Below are 16,141 nucleotides of genomic sequence, written 5' to 3'. Positions count from 1 at the left end.
GCTACCAGCGCCCGGTCCTGGCCTGCAGCACGGCCGCCGCCGCCACCCCCGCCGTGGAGGTGCGCAGCACCGTGGGACCCAGCAGCGCGGGCACCGCCCCCGCCTCAGTGAACGCCGCGAGCTCCGTCTCCGCGACCCCGCCCTCCGGCCCGACGATCATCATGATGTCGCCGCTCCCCGGCAGCTCGACCCGGGCCAGCGGCCGCGCGGCCGCCTCGTGCAGCACCAGCGCCAGCGCCGCCTGCTCCGCGAGCCGGACGACGTCGCGGGTGGTGGCGAGCTCGGCCACCTCGGCCCGGTGGAAGCGCCGCGCCTGCTTGCCCGCCTCCCGGGCGGTCGCGCGCCACTTGCCGAGCGCCTTGGCCGCCTTGTCGCCGCGCCACTGGGTGATGCTGCGCGAGGCCGCCCAGGGGACGATCACGTCCACGCCGACCTCGGTCATCATCTCGACGGCCAGCTCGCCCCTGTCTCCCTTGGGCAGTGCCTGGACGACGACGATGCGCGGCGCGGGGGCGGGCACGGTGTAGCGCCTGAGGACGTCGAGGACGAGCCCGTCCTTCAGCGTCTCGCGGACGACGCACTCGCCGACGGCGCCCGCGCCGTCGGTCAGGTCGACGCGCTCACCGGGGCGGATCCGGCGGACCGCCGCCGCGTGCCGCCCCTCTGGCCCCTCCAGCACCGCGTGCGCCTCCGCCACCGCGTCCACGAGAAACACCGGCACGCTCACGCTTCCCCCAGTAGAACCATCGTCATCGATACGGCCCGCCCGCCCCGCCGCCACCCGCCGTACTGCGGCGGGTGGCGGCAGGTCGGCCGGGCCGTAATGGATGATCGGTCAACGGCCGTTGAACGCGTCACGCAGGCGGGAGAAGAAGCCCTGCTGCCCCGGGGCGAACTTTCCCGGCGGACGCTCCTCTCCCCGCAGCTTGGCGAGTTCCCGCAGCAGTTCCTCCTGCTGCGGCTCCAGCCGCAGCGGCGTCTCCACGTTCACATGGATGAGCAGGTCGCCGCGCCCCGACTCGTTGAGCCGCTGCACCCCCCGCCCGAACATCGAGATGACCTGCCCGGACTGCGTGCCCGGCCGCACGTCCACCTGCTCGGTGCCGTCGAGGGTCTCCACCGACAGCACCGTGCCGAGCGCGGCGGCCGTCATCGGGATCTGCACCGTGCAGTGCAGGTCGTCGCCGCGCCGCTCGAAGATCTCGTGCGGGCGCTCGACGATCTCAAGGAACAGGTCGCCGGGCGGGCCGCCGCCGGGACCGACCTCGCCCTCCCCGGCGAGCTGGATGTGGGTGCCGTCCTCGACTCCCGCCGGGATGCGAACCTTGATCGTCCGCCGGGTACGCACCCGGCCGTCGCCGGAGCACTCCTGGCACGGCGTGCGGATGAGGGTGCCGAAGCCCTGGCACTGCGGGCACGGCCGCGAGGTCATGACCTGGCCCAGGAAGGACCGCGTGACCTGCGAGACCTCTCCACGCCCGCCGCACATGTCGCAGGTGTCCGGATGGGTGCCCGGCGCGGCGCCCGCGCCGTGGCAGACCTCGCACACCACGGCGGTGTCCACGATCAGCTCGCGCGTGGTGCCGAAGGCGGTCTCGTTGAGGTCGAGTTCGACGCGGATCGTCGCGTTGCGCCCGCGCCTGGCCCGCGAGCGCGGTCCGCGCCCGCCGCCGGCCTGCCCGAAGAAGGCGTCCATGATGTCGCTGAAGGGGAAGCCCGCCGCGAACCCGCCCGCGCCCGCCCCGGCACCGGCCCCTCCGAAGGGGTCGCCGCCGAGGTCGTACATCTGGCGCTTGCTCGGGTCGGACAGCACCTCGTACGCCTGCGTGATCTCCTTGAAACGCTCCTGCGTCTCGGGATCGGGGTTCACATCAGGGTGCAGCTCGCGGGCCAACCGGCGGTACGCCTTCTTGATCTCGTCCTGACCGGCGTCTCGCCGCACCCCGAGGATGCTGTAATAGTCGCTGTTTGCCACTTATCGACCTCTTAGGAAGCAGCCAGAATCTGGCTGACGTAGCGTGCCACTGCGCGCACGGCGCCCATCGTCACCGGGTAGTCCATCCTCGTGGGGCCGAGGACGCCCAGCCGAGCCAGTTGCCTGTCGCCAGAACCGTATCCGGTGGCGACGATCGACGTGCCGTGAAGGTACGGGTTTTCCGCCCCGATCCGCACCGTGAGCGCGGCCGGGATGTCCGATGTCTCGCCGAGCAGGCGCATGAGCACCACCTGCTCCTCCAGGGCCTCGAGAACGTCGCGCAGGCCGGTGGTGAAGTCGGCGCCGGCCAGGTTGGCCGCGCCCGCGAACACGATCTTCTCGTCGTGACGCTCGACGAGCGTCTCAAGAAGCACGGACAGGATGGTGGCCGCAGCGGGGCGGTCTTCCGCGGCCAGCCGTTCGGGAAGGTCGGCCACCAGGTCGGGCACGGCCGCGAGGCCGCACCCGTCGAGGGTGGCGTTGAGCACCGCGCGCAGGTGCGCGATGCGCTGGTCGTCCACGATCTCGGGGAGTTCGACCACACGCTGCTCGACGCGGCCGGTGTTGGTGATGACGACCAGCATCACGCGCCGGTCGCTCAGGTGGACGAGTTCGACGTGCCGGACCGTCGAGCGGGCCAGCGCGGGGTACTGCACCACCGCGACCTGCCTGGTCAGCTGTGCCAGCAGGCGGACCGTGCGGGTGACCACGTCGTCGAGGTCGACCGCGCCGGCGAGGAAGGTCTCGATGGCCCTGCGCTCGGCCGCCGACAGCGGCTTCACCTGCGAGAGCCGGTCGACGAAGAGCCGATAACCCTTGTCGGTCGGCACCCGGCCCGCGCTGGTGTGCGGCTGGGTGATGTAGCCCTCCTCCTCCAGCGCGGCCATGTCGTTGCGCACCGTCGCCGGGGAGACTTTGAGATTGTGACGTTCGGCCAGCGCCTTCGAGCCCACCGGTTCGTTGGTGGACACGTAGTCCTCGACAATGGCCCGCAGGACCGCGAGCTTACGGTCGTCGAGCACGTGCGCACCTCCTGCCTCTTCCCTTACAGAAACGCCAGATCTAGCACTCTGTGGTCCCGAGTGCCAAGTGTACGGCTCCCGCCCACAAGGTGCGATAACTCTCGTGCTGGCGGCTCACGATCCACTGCACCACACTTGACGGATATGAGTGACGATTTCCGGCAGGGCCAGGGTTGGCAGCAACCGCCGCAGCCGCCCTACGGCCCGCCACCCGGCCCCCACGTCCCTCCCGGCGGGCCCCGGCCCTATGACCCACCCGGCGCCCCCCAGCCGCCGTACGGGCCTCCGAGCGGCCCCCAGACCCCCTTCGGCCACCCCGGCGGGCCACCGCCGCCGCCGTACGGGCCGCCCGGCGGCCCCCAGCACCCCTACCCCCATCCCCCGCACGGCGGCCCGCAGTACGGGGCCCAATACGGGGCCCAATACGGGGGCCCGCCACCCGCGCAGGTGCGCCCGCCCCTGTGGTGGATCGCGGCCGGCTGGGCGGTCGCGGCCGTCTGCGTGATCACCGGGATCGCCCTGTTCGTCACCGGCACCGTGGGCGGCCTCGTCGACTCGGCGCCCTCCAGGACGTTCGCGCCCGGCGAGTCGGTCACGCTCACGATCGACCCCGGCGAGCAGCCCGCCCTGTACGTCCAGAACACCGGCCGCCTCACCTGGGAGTGCCGGATCGGCAAGGACGGCAGGCTGGTCACGACCAGCGACCAGACGCTCACCTCCGACGGGGTGACCTGGGCCATGATCGCCCTGGTCAACGTCCCCGCCAAGGGCGACTATCCGATCGTGTGCACCGTCCAGGAGCAGGTGCGGACCAGGTTCGGGCTGGGCCGCAGCCTCGCGGCCGGAGCGGGCGGCTTCTTCGGCGGGCTCGCCGCGATGGTGATCCTGCCGATGACCGGCATCGTCGTCGGCGCCGCCGTCAACGTCGTCGTGGTGGTCCGCCGCAACGCCCACCGCAGGCGCCTCGCGGCGGGCGGGTGATTTGCTACGGTCCCCGTGTGTACGACGGCGATGTACTGGCGGGTAACTGGCGGCGTCCCGGCAAGGGCAAGATCCCACAGGTGCCCGCCGAGGCGGACCTCGTGGTCGAGGACGCCGACAGCGGCTTCTGCGGCGCCGTGGTCGCCTGCGACAAGGAGGCCGTGACGCTGGAGGACCGCTTCGGCAGGCGCCGCCTGTTCCCCCTGGCGCCCGCCGCGTTCCTGCTGGACGGCAGAGCGGTCACCCTCGTACGGCCCGCCCCCGCCGCGTCCTCCGGTCCGCGCCGCAGCGCCTCCGGCTCCGTCGCGGTCGAAGGGCTGCGCGCCCGCGTCGCCCGCGAGAGCCGCATCTACGTCGAGGGCGTCCACGACGCCGCCCTCGTCGAGCGCATCTGGGGCCACGACCTGCGGGTCGAGGGCGTCGTCGTCGAGTACCTGGAGGGCGTCGACGACCTGCCCGCCATCGTGGCCGAGTTCGAGCCTGGAGCGGGCAGACGGCTCGGCGTCCTGGTCGACCACCTGGTGCCCGGGTCCAAGGAGAGCCGGATCGCCGCGCGGATCGCCTCACCCCACGTGCTCGTCGCGGGCCATCCGTACGTGGACGTGTGGCAGGCGGTCAAGCCCGCCGTGCTCGGCATCCCGGCCTGGCCGGAGGTCCCGCGCGGGGTGCCGTGGAAGGAAGGCGTGATCGCCGCGCTGGGCTGGCGCGTGGAGCCCGCCGAGGCGTGGCGGCGCATCCTGGGCGCGGTGTCCACCTACGCCGATCTCGAACCCGAACTGCTCGGCCGGGTCGAGGAACTCATCGACTTCGTGACGGAGGTCCCGTGAGCCATCCCCAGCCACCCCATGACGCGACCGGAGGGGTGCCGCCGCAGTACCCCTACGGACAGTTGCCCAGCGGGCCGTACGAGACGTACCCGTACGGGCCGGGCGCCTATCCCCCGCCCCCGGCTCACGGCCGGCCCATGCCGTTCCACGACGGCCCGCGCCCCGGCACGGACGACACCACCCTCGCGATGCTGGCCCACCTGCTCGGCCTGGTCAGCGGGTGGGTCGGCCCCCTCGTCATCTACCTGACCAAGAAGGACGAGTCGCCGTACATCCGCAGGCAGGCGGCGGAGGCGCTGAACTTCCAGCTCACCATGTTCATCGCCTACCTGGTGGCGGTGCTGCTGAGCATCGTGCTGATCGGCCTGCTGCTGTTGCCGATCGTGTTCGTGTTCTCGCTCGTCTTCCACATCCAGGCGGCCGTCGCCGCCAACAGGGGCGCCGCCTACCGTTATCCCGTCAGCATCCGGATGATCACCTGATCCCGTTACCCGGCATCACAATCTCATTACTCTCCGTTTATCGTCGCTCTCGGAGAGCGACGATGGGTGCATGGACGCACGCCTGCGCAACACCACCAGGTACCTGGCGGCCGCCGCCTACCTGGACCCCGCCTTCCGCGACCGCGCCCTCGGCTCGCTGCTCGACCAGCGGCACCGCTCGGTCGCGCCGTCCGTGGGCGGTTTCGACCTCGTGCCCGTGCTGCGGCACTGCCTGTACGCCCGCTCGCTGCTGACCGTCAGAGACGCGGCGGTGACGGCGATGCTGGTGCTGGCCCTGCTGTTCGGGTTCACCGGCGTCTTCCCGTGGATCGCGGTGCTCGCGGGCCTCGGCGTGCTCGCCTCCCACCCCGGCGGCCCCATGGCGGCCCGCAGGAGCACCGGGCGGCTCCTCGCGACCGCCGGCGCGGCCGGGGTCGCCCTGATGGGCGCGGGCATCGGCTTCGCGGCGCTCATGGCCGCCTCCTCCTCCTCGTACGACGAGGACTCCTCCGGGGTGGCCTGGCTCGGGCCGGTCATGCTGCTCGCGGCGGCGGGCACCGTCCTCGCCTACCGGATGCGCGTCTACCGCATCCTGGCCGAGCGGCTGCGGCCCGGCGCCACCCACCCGGAAGCCGACCCCTCCACCCGGATGGGGGAGGTCGACGCGGCCCAGAAGGGCAACCTCACGCTCTACTCGGGCGAGAACCCCTTCATCGGCGCCGGGCACCTCGTACGCGCCTGGACCATCGCCGCCGAACTCGACCGCCGCAAGGGCACCTACGAGCGCGAACTGTCGGAGGTGGACGCCGTCGAACTGCACGAGTACGTCGGCGACCGGCTGGAGCAGATGCGCTTCGAGGCCGCCCCCGGCATGCCCGTCGACCTGGACATCCTCGACCACGTCGTCGCCGAGGGGCTGCTCAACCAGCTCCACGGCACGCACCCGCTGCTGCAGGACGGCCGCCCCCGCCACCATCTCGACCACGACGCGCTCCACGCGATCATCCGCAACCCGCAGTCGGGGGCCCGCCACTACCGGTGGATCGTCGTCGGCACCGGCGGCGCGGCCGTCACCGACCGGCACGGCAACCAGGTGCTGCCCGCCACCGACCGCGACACCACCGTCTCGATCTTCATCCACCTGGCCATCGAGGGCCGGATGCTCTACACCGAGTTCATCGTCATGGCGCTGCCACCGGTCCGCGCCGCCCACCGGGTCGTCGACGAACTGCCCAAGGAGGCGGGCCCGGCGCTGCTGCTCACCACCCTCACCAGGGCGCCGCTGCAACTCGCCCGCGACCTGGTCGCCGCGCCGGTGCGGCTGGTGCGCGGCGGCCTCGTGGCGCTGCGCACCGTGAAGGATCCGGCCGACTTCGTGGTCTTCGACTTCGGCGCCGAGGTGAGCCTGCGCGAACTGGGCGCCGAGCGCGAGATCACCACGTTCCTGGAACGGCTCGACGCCTTCAAGTACGCCAAGCTGGTCGAAGAGCGCCTCAACAACGCCGTGCTCGACTACCTCGACCTGCACGACGTCGACACCACCGCCTACCGGCAGCAGGTCGCGGCCGTCATCAACAACGGCACCGTGGTCAACGGCGGCACCTTCTCCGGCGTCGCCATCGGCGGCCAGGGCGCCAAGGTCACCGCAGGGGAGGCGGCGTGAGCCTCCCGCAGGGCGACAACCACGGCGTCGTCATCACCGGCGGCACGTTCACCGGCTCCAGCATCGGCGGTCAGGGCGCCGTCTTCCACCAGGGCACCGCATCGTCGCTGCGGGCGCTGGTGGAAGACCTGCTCGACCGCGTGGACGAGCACGAGGAGTCGCTGCCCGAGGCCCGGCACGCCCGCCGTGACCTGCGCGAACTCCTCTCCGAGGCGCAGACCCCGCCCGGCGGGCGCGACCGAGAGCGGATCACCGCCGCCCTCGACCGCCTCGCCCTGCGGCTGGCCCCGGTGACCGCGCTGGCCTCGGCCCTGGCCCCCATCGCCGAACTGGCGGCGCTGCTCTAGCCCGCGTACCCGGGGCCGAGGACGTGTTCTCTGCCCCACTCGCCGAGCGGCCCCAGCGCCGCGTTGAGCGAGACGCCGACCGGCGTCAGTGAGTACTCGACGTGCGGCGGCACCGTGTCGTACACCTCGCGGTGCACGATGCCGTCCAGCTCCAGTTCCCGCAGCTGGGCGGTGAGCACCTTCTCGGTCACGCCGGGCAGTCCCCTGCGCAGCTCACCGAAGCGGCACGCCCGCTCATCGAGCGCCCAGAGGATCAGGACCTTCCACTTGCCGCCGATCACGTCCATCGCGGCGTCGACTCCGCAGATGTAGGCCCCGGGCCTGCGTACGATCGCCATCGTGCCAGCCTACGCGGTCAGGTCGCGGACCAGAGCGTCGGCCAGCAGGCGCCCACCCAGGGTGAGGACCATCCGGCCCGCCTTGAACGCCTCGGTCTCCAGCAGTCCGTCGCCCAGTGCCCGCGCCACCACCGGCCGGGCGTCCGGCTCGATGTCGGCCAGCGGGAACCCGGAGTCGAGGCGCAGCTCAAGCATCAACCGCTCCACCCGCCGGTCGGCGTCGCTGAGCACCTCGCGAGCGTGGGCGGGCGAGTGGCCGTCCGCCAGCCGCCTGGCGTACGCGGCCGGGTGCTTGACGTTCCACCACCGGGTGCCGCCGACATGGCTGTGGGCGCCCGGCCCGGCGGCCCACCAGTCGCCGCCGGTCCAGTAGAGCAGGTTGTGGCGGCAGCGGCCCTGCTCGGTGCTCGCCCAGTTGGACACCTCGTACCACCGGAACCCGGCCTTCTCCAGCAGTTCGTCGGCGATCAGGTAGCGGTCGGCCGCCACGTCGTCGTCCGGCATCGGCAGTTCGCCGCGCCGGATGCGGGCCGCGAGCCTGGTGCCGTCCTCGACGATGAGGGAGTAGGCGGACACGTGGTCGGGCGCGGCCTCGACCGCCGCCTCCAGCGACGCCCGCCAGTCGTCGTCGCTCTCACCGGGGGTGCCGTAGATCAGGTCGAGGTTGACGTGCGCGAACCCGGCGCTCCTCGCCTCGCGTACGGCCTGCGCCGGGCGGCCGGGCGTGTGGCGGCGATCGAGCACGTCGAGCACGTGCTCCCTGGCGCTCTGCATGCCGAAACTGATCCGGTTGAAGCCGTGCCCGCGCAGCCGCTCAAGATAGTCCGGGTCGACGGACTCGGGATTGGCCTCGGTCGTGACCTCAGCGCCCGGCGCCAGCCCGAACTCCTCGTCGATCGCCCGCAGGATGCGCCCGAGGTCGTCCGCGGGCAGCAGGGTGGGGGTGCCGCCGCCGAAGAACACGGTCTCGACGGGAACCGGGCGCCCGAGCACCCGCCTGGCCATCCGCACCTCGGCGACGGCCGTGTCGGCGTAGTCGCGGTGCGAGGCGCCCGGCCCCAGTTCGGCGGCGGTGTAGGTGTTGAAGTCGCAGTAGCCGCACCGGGTCACGCAGAACGGCACATGGACGTAGAACCCGAACGCCCGTTCGCCGAGACCGTCGAGGGCGGAAGCGGGCAGTTCCCCGGAAACGGGAACCGGGTCCCCATCAGGCAATACGGAAGGCACCCTCCCAGTGTGCCCCCTCCCGGGACCTACAGCGTTCGGTGCAGCCCGTAGACCCCGTGGTGCAGGGCGGAGTCACCCCACGGGGACGATGTGCGCGGGCCACCGCCCGGCCTAGCGTCTGTGCCGACAACGACGAAAGGTGACAGCACATGCGTACCAGAACGATCGCGGTGATCGCCGGAGCCGCCCTCGCCGTCGGCGCCCTCGGCCCGGGAAGCGCCGTCGCGCAGACCGGGCAGCAGCCGCCGAAGGGCGCGCGGGCCGTGGTCCAGGTCGGCCCCAACCCCACCACCGAGCGCGGCCAGGAGATCACGATCACCGGCCACTGCGGGGGCGGCCGGAAGCTCGTGCGGGTGATCGGCGGCATGACGACGAGGCCGACGCTGGAGAACATCCGCATCGTCTCCGACGACCCCAAGGGCTTCACGGCGAAGGCGACGCTCTCCCGCACCGTCGGCAACGGGGTGGGCCCGGTCTTCGTGGACTGCGGCGGCGAGGTGGGCGTCACCCTCCTGGTCACCCACGTCTGAGTCCCCTGACAGGAGAATGAGGGCTCACGGCCGCATCCGTCCCCCAGCGTGCGCCCGCACCGGTCCGCCACTCGGCGCGGCTGCTCGACGCGGCGTTCGCCCTCATCACCCTGATCGGCACGGTCACCGGCGGTCTGGCGGCCGGCGTTCACCAGCCGTGGAACGGGCTGATACCACTCGGGCTGTTCCTCGGCGGGCTGCTGCTGTTCAGGCGGCGCCTGCCGGTCACCGTGCTCCTGTTGTCCGTCGCCGCGCTGGTGGCCTACCGCTATCACAACGACGTCGACGGAAGCTGGATGTGGCCCGCGTCGGCCGCGTACTTCACGCTCGCGTGCACGCCGCGCGTCTGGTGGGCGGCGGGCGTCGGCGCCGCCCAGCTGGCGTACAAGGCCGTCGAGTTCTCCGTCGTGCTCGACGAGAACGTCCCACGCTACGTCATCCATATCGCCGGGGAGGGACTGCTGCTCATCGGCCTCATCGGCGCGGGCCGGGCCGTGGTCGCCGTCACGAACTGGCGCGGACGGCTGCGCGAGGCCGACGCCCGCGCGCGCGCCGCCGAGGAGCGGCTGGAGGTCTCCCGCGAGGTGCACGACATCGTCGCCCACACCCTCGCCGTCGTCGGCGTGCAGCTCAACGTCGCCGCCGACCTTCTCAGGGAGGACCACGACCTCGGACAGGACCGTGACTTCGGACAGGACCGTGACTTCGGACAGGACCGTGACTTCGGGCAGGGTCGTGTCGAGGCCGCCGAGGCGCTGCGGGTGGCCAAGGACGTGCGCAACCGGGCGATGACCGACCTGAAATCCCTGATCGGGGTGCTGCGGAACGACCCGGACGGCGCTATTCCGCAGCCGCACCCGGCCTCGCTCGCCACCCTGGTCGAGGACGCCCGCGCCACCGGCCTCGAAGTCCTCCTGGACGTCCCCGAGAGCCTGTCCGCGATCCCGGCCGCACAGGGCTCGGCCGTCTACCGCATCGTCCAGGAGTCCCTCACCAACACGCTCAAGCACGGCGACGCGACCAGGGCCACCGTGACGATCTCCGCCGGGCCGGATGTGATCACCGTCATGGTCTCGGACGACGGCGGCGGCTGCGCCGAACTCGTCGAGCGACACGGCCTGGCCGGGATGCGCGAGCGGGTGGGCGCCCTCGGCGGCACCCTGCACCTCGCCTCCGGACCGGGCGGCTTCTCGGTGCGGGGCGAGATCCCTGTGGCAGGCTCGTCGCCATGACGATCCGGGTGCTGCTGGCCGACGATCAGGCACTCGTGCGGGCGGGCTTTCGCAGCCTGATGTCCCGCACGCGCGACGTCGTCGTGGTCGGCGAGGCGGCCACCGGCGACGAGGCCGTACGGCTGGCCGCCGCCGACCGTCCGGACGTGGTGCTCATGGACATCCGGATGCCCGGTATGGACGGCATCACCGCCACCCGCCGCATCGTCGCCGGCACCGGCTGCCGGGTGATCATCTTGACGACGTTCGACACCGACGAGCACGTCTTCTCCGCGCTGGCCGCCGGAGCCAGCGGATTCCTCACCAAGGAGGTCGAGCCGAGCGAGTTGCGGCGGGCGGTCTGCGCCGTCGCCGCCGGGGACGCGCTGCTGTCGCCCGGGGTCACGCGGCGGGTGGTGGAGCAGTTCGCGCTGCGCCAGGGGCCGGCGCCGGTCGCCAGGGAGCGGCTGGCGGGGCTCACGGCGCGGGAGCTGGAGCTGGTACGACTGGTCGCGCTCGGCCTGTCCAACGACGACATCTCCGAGCGGCTCACGATCAGCCCGTTCACCGCCAAGACCCACATCACCCGGGCGATCGCCAAGCTCCGCGTGCGTGACCGGGTGCAGCTGGTGATCCTCGCCTACGAAAGCGGCCTGGTCCGGCCGGGCTCCTGACGGCCTGCCCCCGCAGCGTACCCAGCCCGCCCTTTACGGCATCTGCCCTTTGCGGCGGCACCCGGCGCCTACCGAAGGTCGGCGGGGGCATCCGGACTTGGCCGAAGGCCGGCGGGAGCTGAGCGTTGAGAAGCCCTTTAGCGCGCTCACCGGTCCTGGGTGTCCAGGTACCGGGTCCGCAGGTCGGCGATGACCGTCCGGTCCACTCCGAGGGCGTTCACGACGTACCCCTCGACCGACCCGTGCGCGGCCTTGAGGTCGGCGAGGAAGTGCCGCATCACCTCGGCCGGCGCCCGGCCGTACCCCGGCCATCTCAGTTCGCGGCCGGGGTGCGCGGCCCGCCAGTCGGCGATGAGCCGCTCGGTGGCCAGCTCGGTGAGGGCGAAGTCGTCGGCGATGACGTCCTCGGGCACGCCGAGCAGCGACAGGACGAGCGCGGCCACCATCCCGGTCCGGTCCTTGCCCGAGGCGCAGTGGAAGACCAACGGCCCGTCGGCGGCGGCGATCACCTCAAGGGTACGGCGCAGCTCGGCGACGCCGTCGAAGGCGACTTCGGCGTACCGGTCGGCCAGGTGGCGCCACGGATCGACCGCCGGTGAGATCTCGGCCTGGTCGTAGGGGCGGTGCTCGATGCTCAGATTGTGGTAGGCGAGGCCGTCGTGGCCGGGCACGCGTCCCCTGGCCGCGATCTCCCACGGATAGCGCAGGTCGATGACCGTACCGACGCTCAGGGCCAGAAACCGGTCCCAGTCCGGGCCCGCCAGTTTCGACAGCGAGTCGGAGCGGTAGAGCGACCCCCATCGCACAGCCCGGCCGTCTGCGGCGCGGTAGCCGCCCAGATCGCGGAAGTTGTGCAGGCGCTCGAAGGCGATATGTCTCCTCACCCGGCTCACCCTACGATCACCGCCGCCTCCGCAGGTCGAGACAGAGGATTGACGGTCGGGGCAGGGCGGCCTACGATCCGGGCAACTTACAGGAAAGTTTCCTATAAATTCGGGAGACACCGCGTGAAGAAAGTCCTGCTCGCCCTCTTACTCTGCCTGGCCTCGGTATCCGTACCCGCCGGAGCCCAGGCCCGATCCGACGACTACAAGCGAGTCGCCTACTTCATCCAGTGGGGAGTCTACGGCCGCAACTTCCACGTCAAGGATCTCGACACCAGCGGCGCCGCCGCCAAGCTCACGCACGTCAACTACGCCTTCGGCTTCGTGAACGCCGCCGGCGACTGCTACTCCTCCGACGAGTGGGCCGACTGGCAGCGCCCGGTGCCGGCCGAGCAGAGCGTCGACGGCGTCGCCGACGCGCCCGGTCAGGCGCTCAACGGCAACATGAACCAGTTCCGCAAGCTCAAGGCGAAGTACCCCGACCTCAAGCTGCACATCTCGCTCGGCGGCTGGACCGGCTCCAAGTACTTCTCCGACGCCGTCCTCACCGCCGAGAGCCGCGCCAAGCTCGCCCGCTCCTGCGTGGACCTGTGGCTGCGCGGCAACCTGCCCGGCGCCGCACCCGGCACCGGCGCCGGCGTCTTCGACGGCATCGACCTCGACTGGGAGTGGCCCGGCTCCTCGGGCGCGCCCGGCAACGTCATCAGGCCGGAGGACAAGCGCAACTTCACGCTCTTCACGGCCGAACTCCGCCGCCAGATGCGCGAGTTCTCGCGTACGGCCCAGCTCACCGCCTTCCTCCCCGCCGCCACCGCCAAGATCGACGCCGGAATCGAGGTGCCGCAGGTCTTCCGCCTGCTGGACTTCGCCACCGTCCAGGGCTACGACCTGCACGGCCCCTGGAGTCTCACCACCGGCCACAACGGCAACCTGTTCACCGACCGCCGCAACCCCGAGCCCGTGAAGTACAGCGTCGACCAGACCGTGCGCGACTACCTGTCGCGGGGCGCACCCGCCCACAAGATCGTCGTCGGCATCCCCGCGTACGGCCAGGGCTGGACCGGCGTCACGGCGGGCGGCACCGGCCTGTACCAGCAGGCCACCGGCGCCGCCCCCGGCAAGTGGGGACCGGGCGGCGAGGACTACAAGGACCTCGTCAACAAGCCCGGCAAGCGGTTCCGCGACGCCCGCACCGGCGCACACTGGCTCTATGACGGCAAGGAGTTCTGGTCGTACGACGACCCCGCCGTGATGCTCCAGAAGGCCAACTACATCCGTCACCGCGATCTGGGCGGCTACATGATGTGGTCGATCGACCAGGACGACGCCAGGGCCTCCCTGACCTCGGCCCTGTACTCGGTGCTGCACTGACCGAACGGCAATGACCGAGGAGGCACGGGCCGCACCATCGGGGGGCTGCCCGTGCCTCACCCTCTGTGGCCGGTGCCGCCGTTCAGCTGGGAGTCGGTGTCATGGCCGGCGAGTTGTAAGAGCTTCTCCAGCGCCGCCCGGCGGCTTTCCTCGACGGAGGCACCCCGCTCACCGAAGCACTCGGCCGCCACGTCGAGAAGCGCCTCCACCACGGCGGCGTCCGGATAGGGCACATCGACGCGAACCGTCCCGTCGGCCGCCACCTCCGACGGCGCCACGTGCAGCCGCAGCAGCCGCCGCGTCTCCTCGGCGACGGCCACGCCCAGCATGGCGGCCCGTTCGAACCGCTCTGAAGCGATCATGCCCCAACCTCCAACCGCACACACGTTCGACTTCTTGAAAGGTAGACGAGGCCACCGACAATTTCCGAGCACCGGCCACGACCGCGCCGGGCGCGTCCCGGCGGACGATCGCACCGAACGGCCCGGATCGAGCACACCGGGCGAACCGGGATGCGCCCGACCCTGGAACACGGCATAGGGTCGGCGGGGTGAGCGAACCGGTCGTGGAGACAATCGGCCTCACCGTCAAGCTGGGCGGCGAGACCGTACTGAAAGATGTGGACCTGAAGGTCCGCCAGGGCGAGATCGTCGCCCTCACCGGCGTCAACGGCGCCGGAAAGTCCACCCTCCTGCGCTGCCTGGCCGGCCTGCAGCGGCCGAGCGGGGGCGAGGTGCGGGTGCTGGGGCGCGAGCCCGAGGACAGCCCCGGCTTCTGGCGCGAGGTCGCGGTCAGCGGCGACGAGCCCTCCTGGTACCCGGGCCTGTCGGCCGCCGAGCACCTGGAACTGATGGGAACCGTCCACCAGGGCTCGCGGATGTCGGTGGCGGACGCGCTGGAGAACTTCGGCCTGACGGCGCGAGCCGACTCCCCGCCCGTCAACTACTCGACCGGCCAGCGGCAGCGGCTGACGCTCGCGGCGGCGCTCATGCGCCCGAGTTCGCTGCTGCTGCTCGACGAGCCGGAACGCGGCCTCGACCGCGACTTCAGGGACCGGCTCGGCGACCTCCTGTGCGAGTATCCGGGCACGGTGGTCATGGCCACCCACTCCGCCGAACTCGCCGCGCGCGGCAGAGAGGTCGCCCTCGGATGAGCGCGTTGACCCAGGTGCGAGCACTGACCAGGCGCGGCGGGCCGGATTTCAGCGACCGTTACACGGTGCTGGCGACACTGCTCGTCGGCGCGGCGATCCTGGGCCGGCCGGTGTCGGAGGCGTTCGGCGATCTGGCCAGGCCGATCGACCCCGCACAGGCAGGTGCGGGCCTGGCGCTGGTCCTGCTGGCGCTGGCGGGCGCGCTCACGCTGGCCCGCACGCTGGGTCCGGTCACGCTGTCCGCCGCCGACGCAGCCTGGGTGCTGCTGTCGCCGCTGGATCGCCGGGGAGTGCTCGGCGGGACGGCCCGCGTGCTGCTGGCCCTCGGCGTCGCCGTCGGCGTCGTGCTCGGCTTCGGGCTACTGATCGCGCTGGGCGCCCCCGACCAGCTCACCTGGCGGCTGATCGGGGCGCTGGTCGTGGGCGTGAGCGCCGGAGTGGGCGGTATGGCGCTGGCGGTCCTCGGCCAGGAGTCGCAGCCGTGGGACGTGGCCCTGCGGGCGGTGATCGGGCTGCTGATGGTGCTGGCGGTGGCCGCCGCCCTGGGCGGCCTCGCCACCTACCTCGTCTCGGCCCCCTCCGCCCTGCTGGCCGTACCCGTGGTGACGGCTCTGCTGCTGGTACGGCGGGCGCACGCGGCACTGACCCGCATCCCGGCGCGGGCGCTGCTCGACGCCTCCTCCCGCACCGCCAGCGTGGCCAGGGCGACCTCCGCCATGGACCCGAGTGTCCTGTCGTGGATCGCCGAGGACAACCACTGGCGGGCCAGGACGCTGGCCTCGAAGCGGTGGCCGTCGCTGCCCGCGCCGCTCGCGGTGGCCTGGCAGGACTGGCGGCGTCTGGGACGCCGTCCCGGACGGCTGGCGCTGATCGCGGTCTCGGTGGCGCTGCCGGTGCTGGCGGCGCGGGCCGGAGCCGACGTGTCGGTGTGGCTCCTGGCCGGTGCGCTGGCGGCGGCCTCCACGGTGGTGACCGGGGCGCGGCGCGACGCGGACGACGCGGCGCTGGCCCGCCTTCTGGGCACCTCCCGCCGGGCGACGCTGGCGGCCAGGGCCGTACTCCCGGCGCTGGTGGGAGGAGTGTGGCTCGCGGTCGCCGGTGCGATCTCGGGTACGGCGGCCGCGTGGTTCGCCCCCGTGGCGGCTCCGGCGCTGGCCGCGGCGGCGCTGCGGATGGCCAGGCGCCCGCCCGCCGACCACACCATGCCGATCCTCGACACCCCGATGGGCTCGATCCCGACGGGGCCGGCGATCTGGGCGATGAAGGGGCCCGACCTCGCCGTGCTCGCCTGCCTTCCGGCGATCGTCGCGCTGGTCGTGCGGCCGGAGGGGCTCGCGCTCTTCGTCGCGGCGCAGGCCGTGACGGGCGCCGCCGCGCTCGGCGGCTATCTCGCGCTGTTCAGAGGCCGGTGAACGGCGGGCGGAGCCGTACTCCGCCCGCCGCTTCTCGCCGCGAC

General features: G+C 72.3%; 18 protein-coding genes. 11 read left to right on the top strand and 7 right to left on the bottom strand.

The window, feature by feature from the left end:
- Position 1: 1 nt before the first annotated feature.
- From ABD120_RS16330 to hrcA, 3 genes are all read right to left on the bottom strand, one after another.
- Positions 2-727: a 16S rRNA (uracil(1498)-N(3))-methyltransferase gene (locus tag ABD120_RS16330; RefSeq protein ID WP_343950737.1), complete on the bottom strand. Its 726-nt coding sequence runs from the start codon at positions 725-727 to the stop codon at positions 2-4.
- Positions 728-835: 108 nt separating this feature from the next.
- Positions 836-1,975 (bottom strand): molecular chaperone DnaJ, encoded by a 1,140-nt coding sequence (gene dnaJ / locus ABD120_RS16325; protein WP_343950736.1) that lies wholly within the window; start codon positions 1,973-1,975, stop codon positions 836-838.
- An 11-nt stretch (positions 1,976-1,986) separates the two neighbouring features.
- Entirely contained in the window at positions 1,987-2,997 is a 1,011-nt protein-coding gene (gene hrcA / locus ABD120_RS16320; RefSeq protein WP_343950735.1) for a heat-inducible transcriptional repressor HrcA, read from the bottom strand.
- A 144-nt stretch (positions 2,998-3,141) separates the two neighbouring features.
- On the opposite strand from hrcA, the gene ABD120_RS16315 reads away from it, so the two are divergent.
- From ABD120_RS16315 to ABD120_RS16295, 5 genes are all read left to right on the top strand, one after another.
- Positions 3,142-3,978 carry a hypothetical protein gene (locus tag ABD120_RS16315; RefSeq protein WP_343950734.1) on the top strand — a complete coding sequence of 279 codons (837 nt, stop codon included), beginning with the start codon at positions 3,142-3,144 and terminating at the stop codon, positions 3,976-3,978.
- A gap of 17 nt (positions 3,979-3,995) precedes the next feature.
- Positions 3,996-4,805 carry a DUF3097 domain-containing protein gene (locus tag ABD120_RS16310; RefSeq protein ID WP_343950733.1) on the top strand — a complete coding sequence of 270 codons (810 nt, stop codon included), beginning with the start codon at positions 3,996-3,998 and terminating at the stop codon, positions 4,803-4,805.
- Positions 4,802-5,287, top strand: coding sequence for a DUF4870 domain-containing protein (locus ABD120_RS16305; RefSeq protein ID WP_343950732.1), 486 nt, complete (start codon positions 4,802-4,804; stop codon positions 5,285-5,287). The genes ABD120_RS16310 and ABD120_RS16305 overlap by 4 nt, the downstream gene beginning before the upstream one ends.
- A 70-nt stretch (positions 5,288-5,357) precedes the next feature.
- Positions 5,358-6,950, top strand: coding sequence for a hypothetical protein (locus ABD120_RS16300; protein ID WP_343950731.1), 1,593 nt, complete (start codon positions 5,358-5,360; stop codon positions 6,948-6,950).
- Positions 6,947-7,297, top strand: coding sequence for a hypothetical protein (locus ABD120_RS16295; RefSeq protein ID WP_343950730.1), 351 nt, complete (start codon positions 6,947-6,949; stop codon positions 7,295-7,297). The genes ABD120_RS16300 and ABD120_RS16295 overlap by 4 nt, the downstream gene beginning before the upstream one ends.
- Here ABD120_RS16295 and ABD120_RS16290 read toward each other — a convergent pair.
- Complete coding sequence (locus tag ABD120_RS16290; RefSeq protein ID WP_343950729.1) at positions 7,294-7,635, bottom strand: winged helix-turn-helix transcriptional regulator; 342 nt, start codon at positions 7,633-7,635, stop codon at positions 7,294-7,296. The two genes, ABD120_RS16295 and ABD120_RS16290, sit on opposite strands and share 4 nt — an antisense overlap.
- 9 nt (positions 7,636-7,644) lie before the next feature.
- Positions 7,645-8,862 (bottom strand): radical SAM family heme chaperone HemW, encoded by a 1,218-nt coding sequence (gene hemW / locus ABD120_RS16285; protein WP_343950728.1) that lies wholly within the window; start codon positions 8,860-8,862, stop codon positions 7,645-7,647.
- A 149-nt stretch (positions 8,863-9,011) separates the two neighbouring features.
- On the opposite strand from hemW, the gene ABD120_RS16280 reads away from it, so the two are divergent.
- The 3 genes from ABD120_RS16280 (at position 9,012) to ABD120_RS16270 (ending at position 11,277) form a co-directional block, all read left to right on the top strand.
- Positions 9,012-9,392, top strand: a complete 381-nt coding sequence (locus ABD120_RS16280; RefSeq protein ID WP_343950727.1) for a hypothetical protein — start codon at positions 9,012-9,014, stop codon at positions 9,390-9,392.
- A 239-nt stretch (positions 9,393-9,631) separates the two neighbouring features.
- Entirely contained in the window at positions 9,632-10,624 is a 993-nt protein-coding gene (locus ABD120_RS16275) for a sensor histidine kinase (RefSeq protein WP_343950726.1), read from the top strand.
- Positions 10,621-11,277 carry a response regulator gene (locus ABD120_RS16270; RefSeq protein ID WP_343950725.1) on the top strand — a complete coding sequence of 219 codons (657 nt, stop codon included), beginning with the start codon at positions 10,621-10,623 and terminating at the stop codon, positions 11,275-11,277. The genes ABD120_RS16275 and ABD120_RS16270 overlap by 4 nt, the downstream gene beginning before the upstream one ends.
- Positions 11,278-11,423: 146 nt before the next feature.
- On the opposite strand, the gene ABD120_RS16265 is transcribed toward ABD120_RS16270, so the two are convergent.
- Positions 11,424-12,161 carry a tyrosine-protein phosphatase gene (locus tag ABD120_RS16265; RefSeq protein WP_343950724.1) on the bottom strand — a complete coding sequence of 246 codons (738 nt, stop codon included), beginning with the start codon at positions 12,159-12,161 and terminating at the stop codon, positions 11,424-11,426.
- 123 nt (positions 12,162-12,284) lie between these two features.
- On the opposite strand from ABD120_RS16265, the gene ABD120_RS16260 reads away from it, so the two are divergent.
- Complete coding sequence (locus ABD120_RS16260) at positions 12,285-13,532, top strand: glycoside hydrolase family 18 protein (RefSeq protein WP_343950723.1); 1,248 nt, start codon at positions 12,285-12,287, stop codon at positions 13,530-13,532.
- Between the two features lie 56 nt (positions 13,533-13,588).
- On the opposite strand, the gene ABD120_RS16255 is transcribed toward ABD120_RS16260, so the two are convergent.
- On the bottom strand, positions 13,589-13,894 hold the full coding sequence (locus ABD120_RS16255) for a hypothetical protein (protein WP_343950722.1): 306 nt from the start codon (positions 13,892-13,894) through the stop codon (positions 13,589-13,591).
- 188 nt (positions 13,895-14,082) lie between these two features.
- On the opposite strand from ABD120_RS16255, the gene ABD120_RS16250 reads away from it, so the two are divergent.
- Positions 14,083-14,685 carry an ABC transporter ATP-binding protein gene (locus ABD120_RS16250; RefSeq protein ID WP_343950721.1) on the top strand — a complete coding sequence of 201 codons (603 nt, stop codon included), beginning with the start codon at positions 14,083-14,085 and terminating at the stop codon, positions 14,683-14,685.
- Positions 14,682-16,097 (top strand): DUF6297 family protein, encoded by a 1,416-nt coding sequence (locus tag ABD120_RS16245; protein WP_343950720.1) that lies wholly within the window; start codon positions 14,682-14,684, stop codon positions 16,095-16,097. The genes ABD120_RS16250 and ABD120_RS16245 overlap by 4 nt, the downstream gene beginning before the upstream one ends.
- The last annotated feature ends 44 nt before the right edge of the window (positions 16,098-16,141 follow it).

The sequence above is a fragment of the Nonomuraea longicatena genome (assembly GCF_039525605.1).
In the GTDB taxonomy this organism is placed as follows: domain Bacteria; phylum Actinomycetota; class Actinomycetes; order Streptosporangiales; family Streptosporangiaceae; genus Nonomuraea; species Nonomuraea longicatena.
This window is presented reverse-complemented; position numbering and strand designations above follow the sequence as displayed.

Coding starts and splice junctions, on each gene's coding strand:
- ABD120_RS16315 (WP_343950734.1), top strand. CDS start 3,142: ATGAGTGACGATTTCCGGCAGGGCCAGGGTTGGCAGCAACCGCCGCAG.
- ABD120_RS16300 (WP_343950731.1), top strand. CDS start 5,358: ATGGACGCACGCCTGCGCAACACCACCAGGTACCTGGCGGCCGCCGCC.
- ABD120_RS16290 (WP_343950729.1), bottom strand. CDS start 7,635: ATGGCGATCGTACGCAGGCCCGGGGCCTACATCTGCGGAGTCGACGCC.
- ABD120_RS16280 (WP_343950727.1), top strand. CDS start 9,012: ATGCGTACCAGAACGATCGCGGTGATCGCCGGAGCCGCCCTCGCCGTC.
- ABD120_RS16270 (WP_343950725.1), top strand. CDS start 10,621: ATGACGATCCGGGTGCTGCTGGCCGACGATCAGGCACTCGTGCGGGCG.
- ABD120_RS16255 (WP_343950722.1), bottom strand. CDS start 13,894: ATGATCGCTTCAGAGCGGTTCGAACGGGCCGCCATGCTGGGCGTGGCC.
- ABD120_RS16245 (WP_343950720.1), top strand. CDS start 14,682: ATGAGCGCGTTGACCCAGGTGCGAGCACTGACCAGGCGCGGCGGGCCG.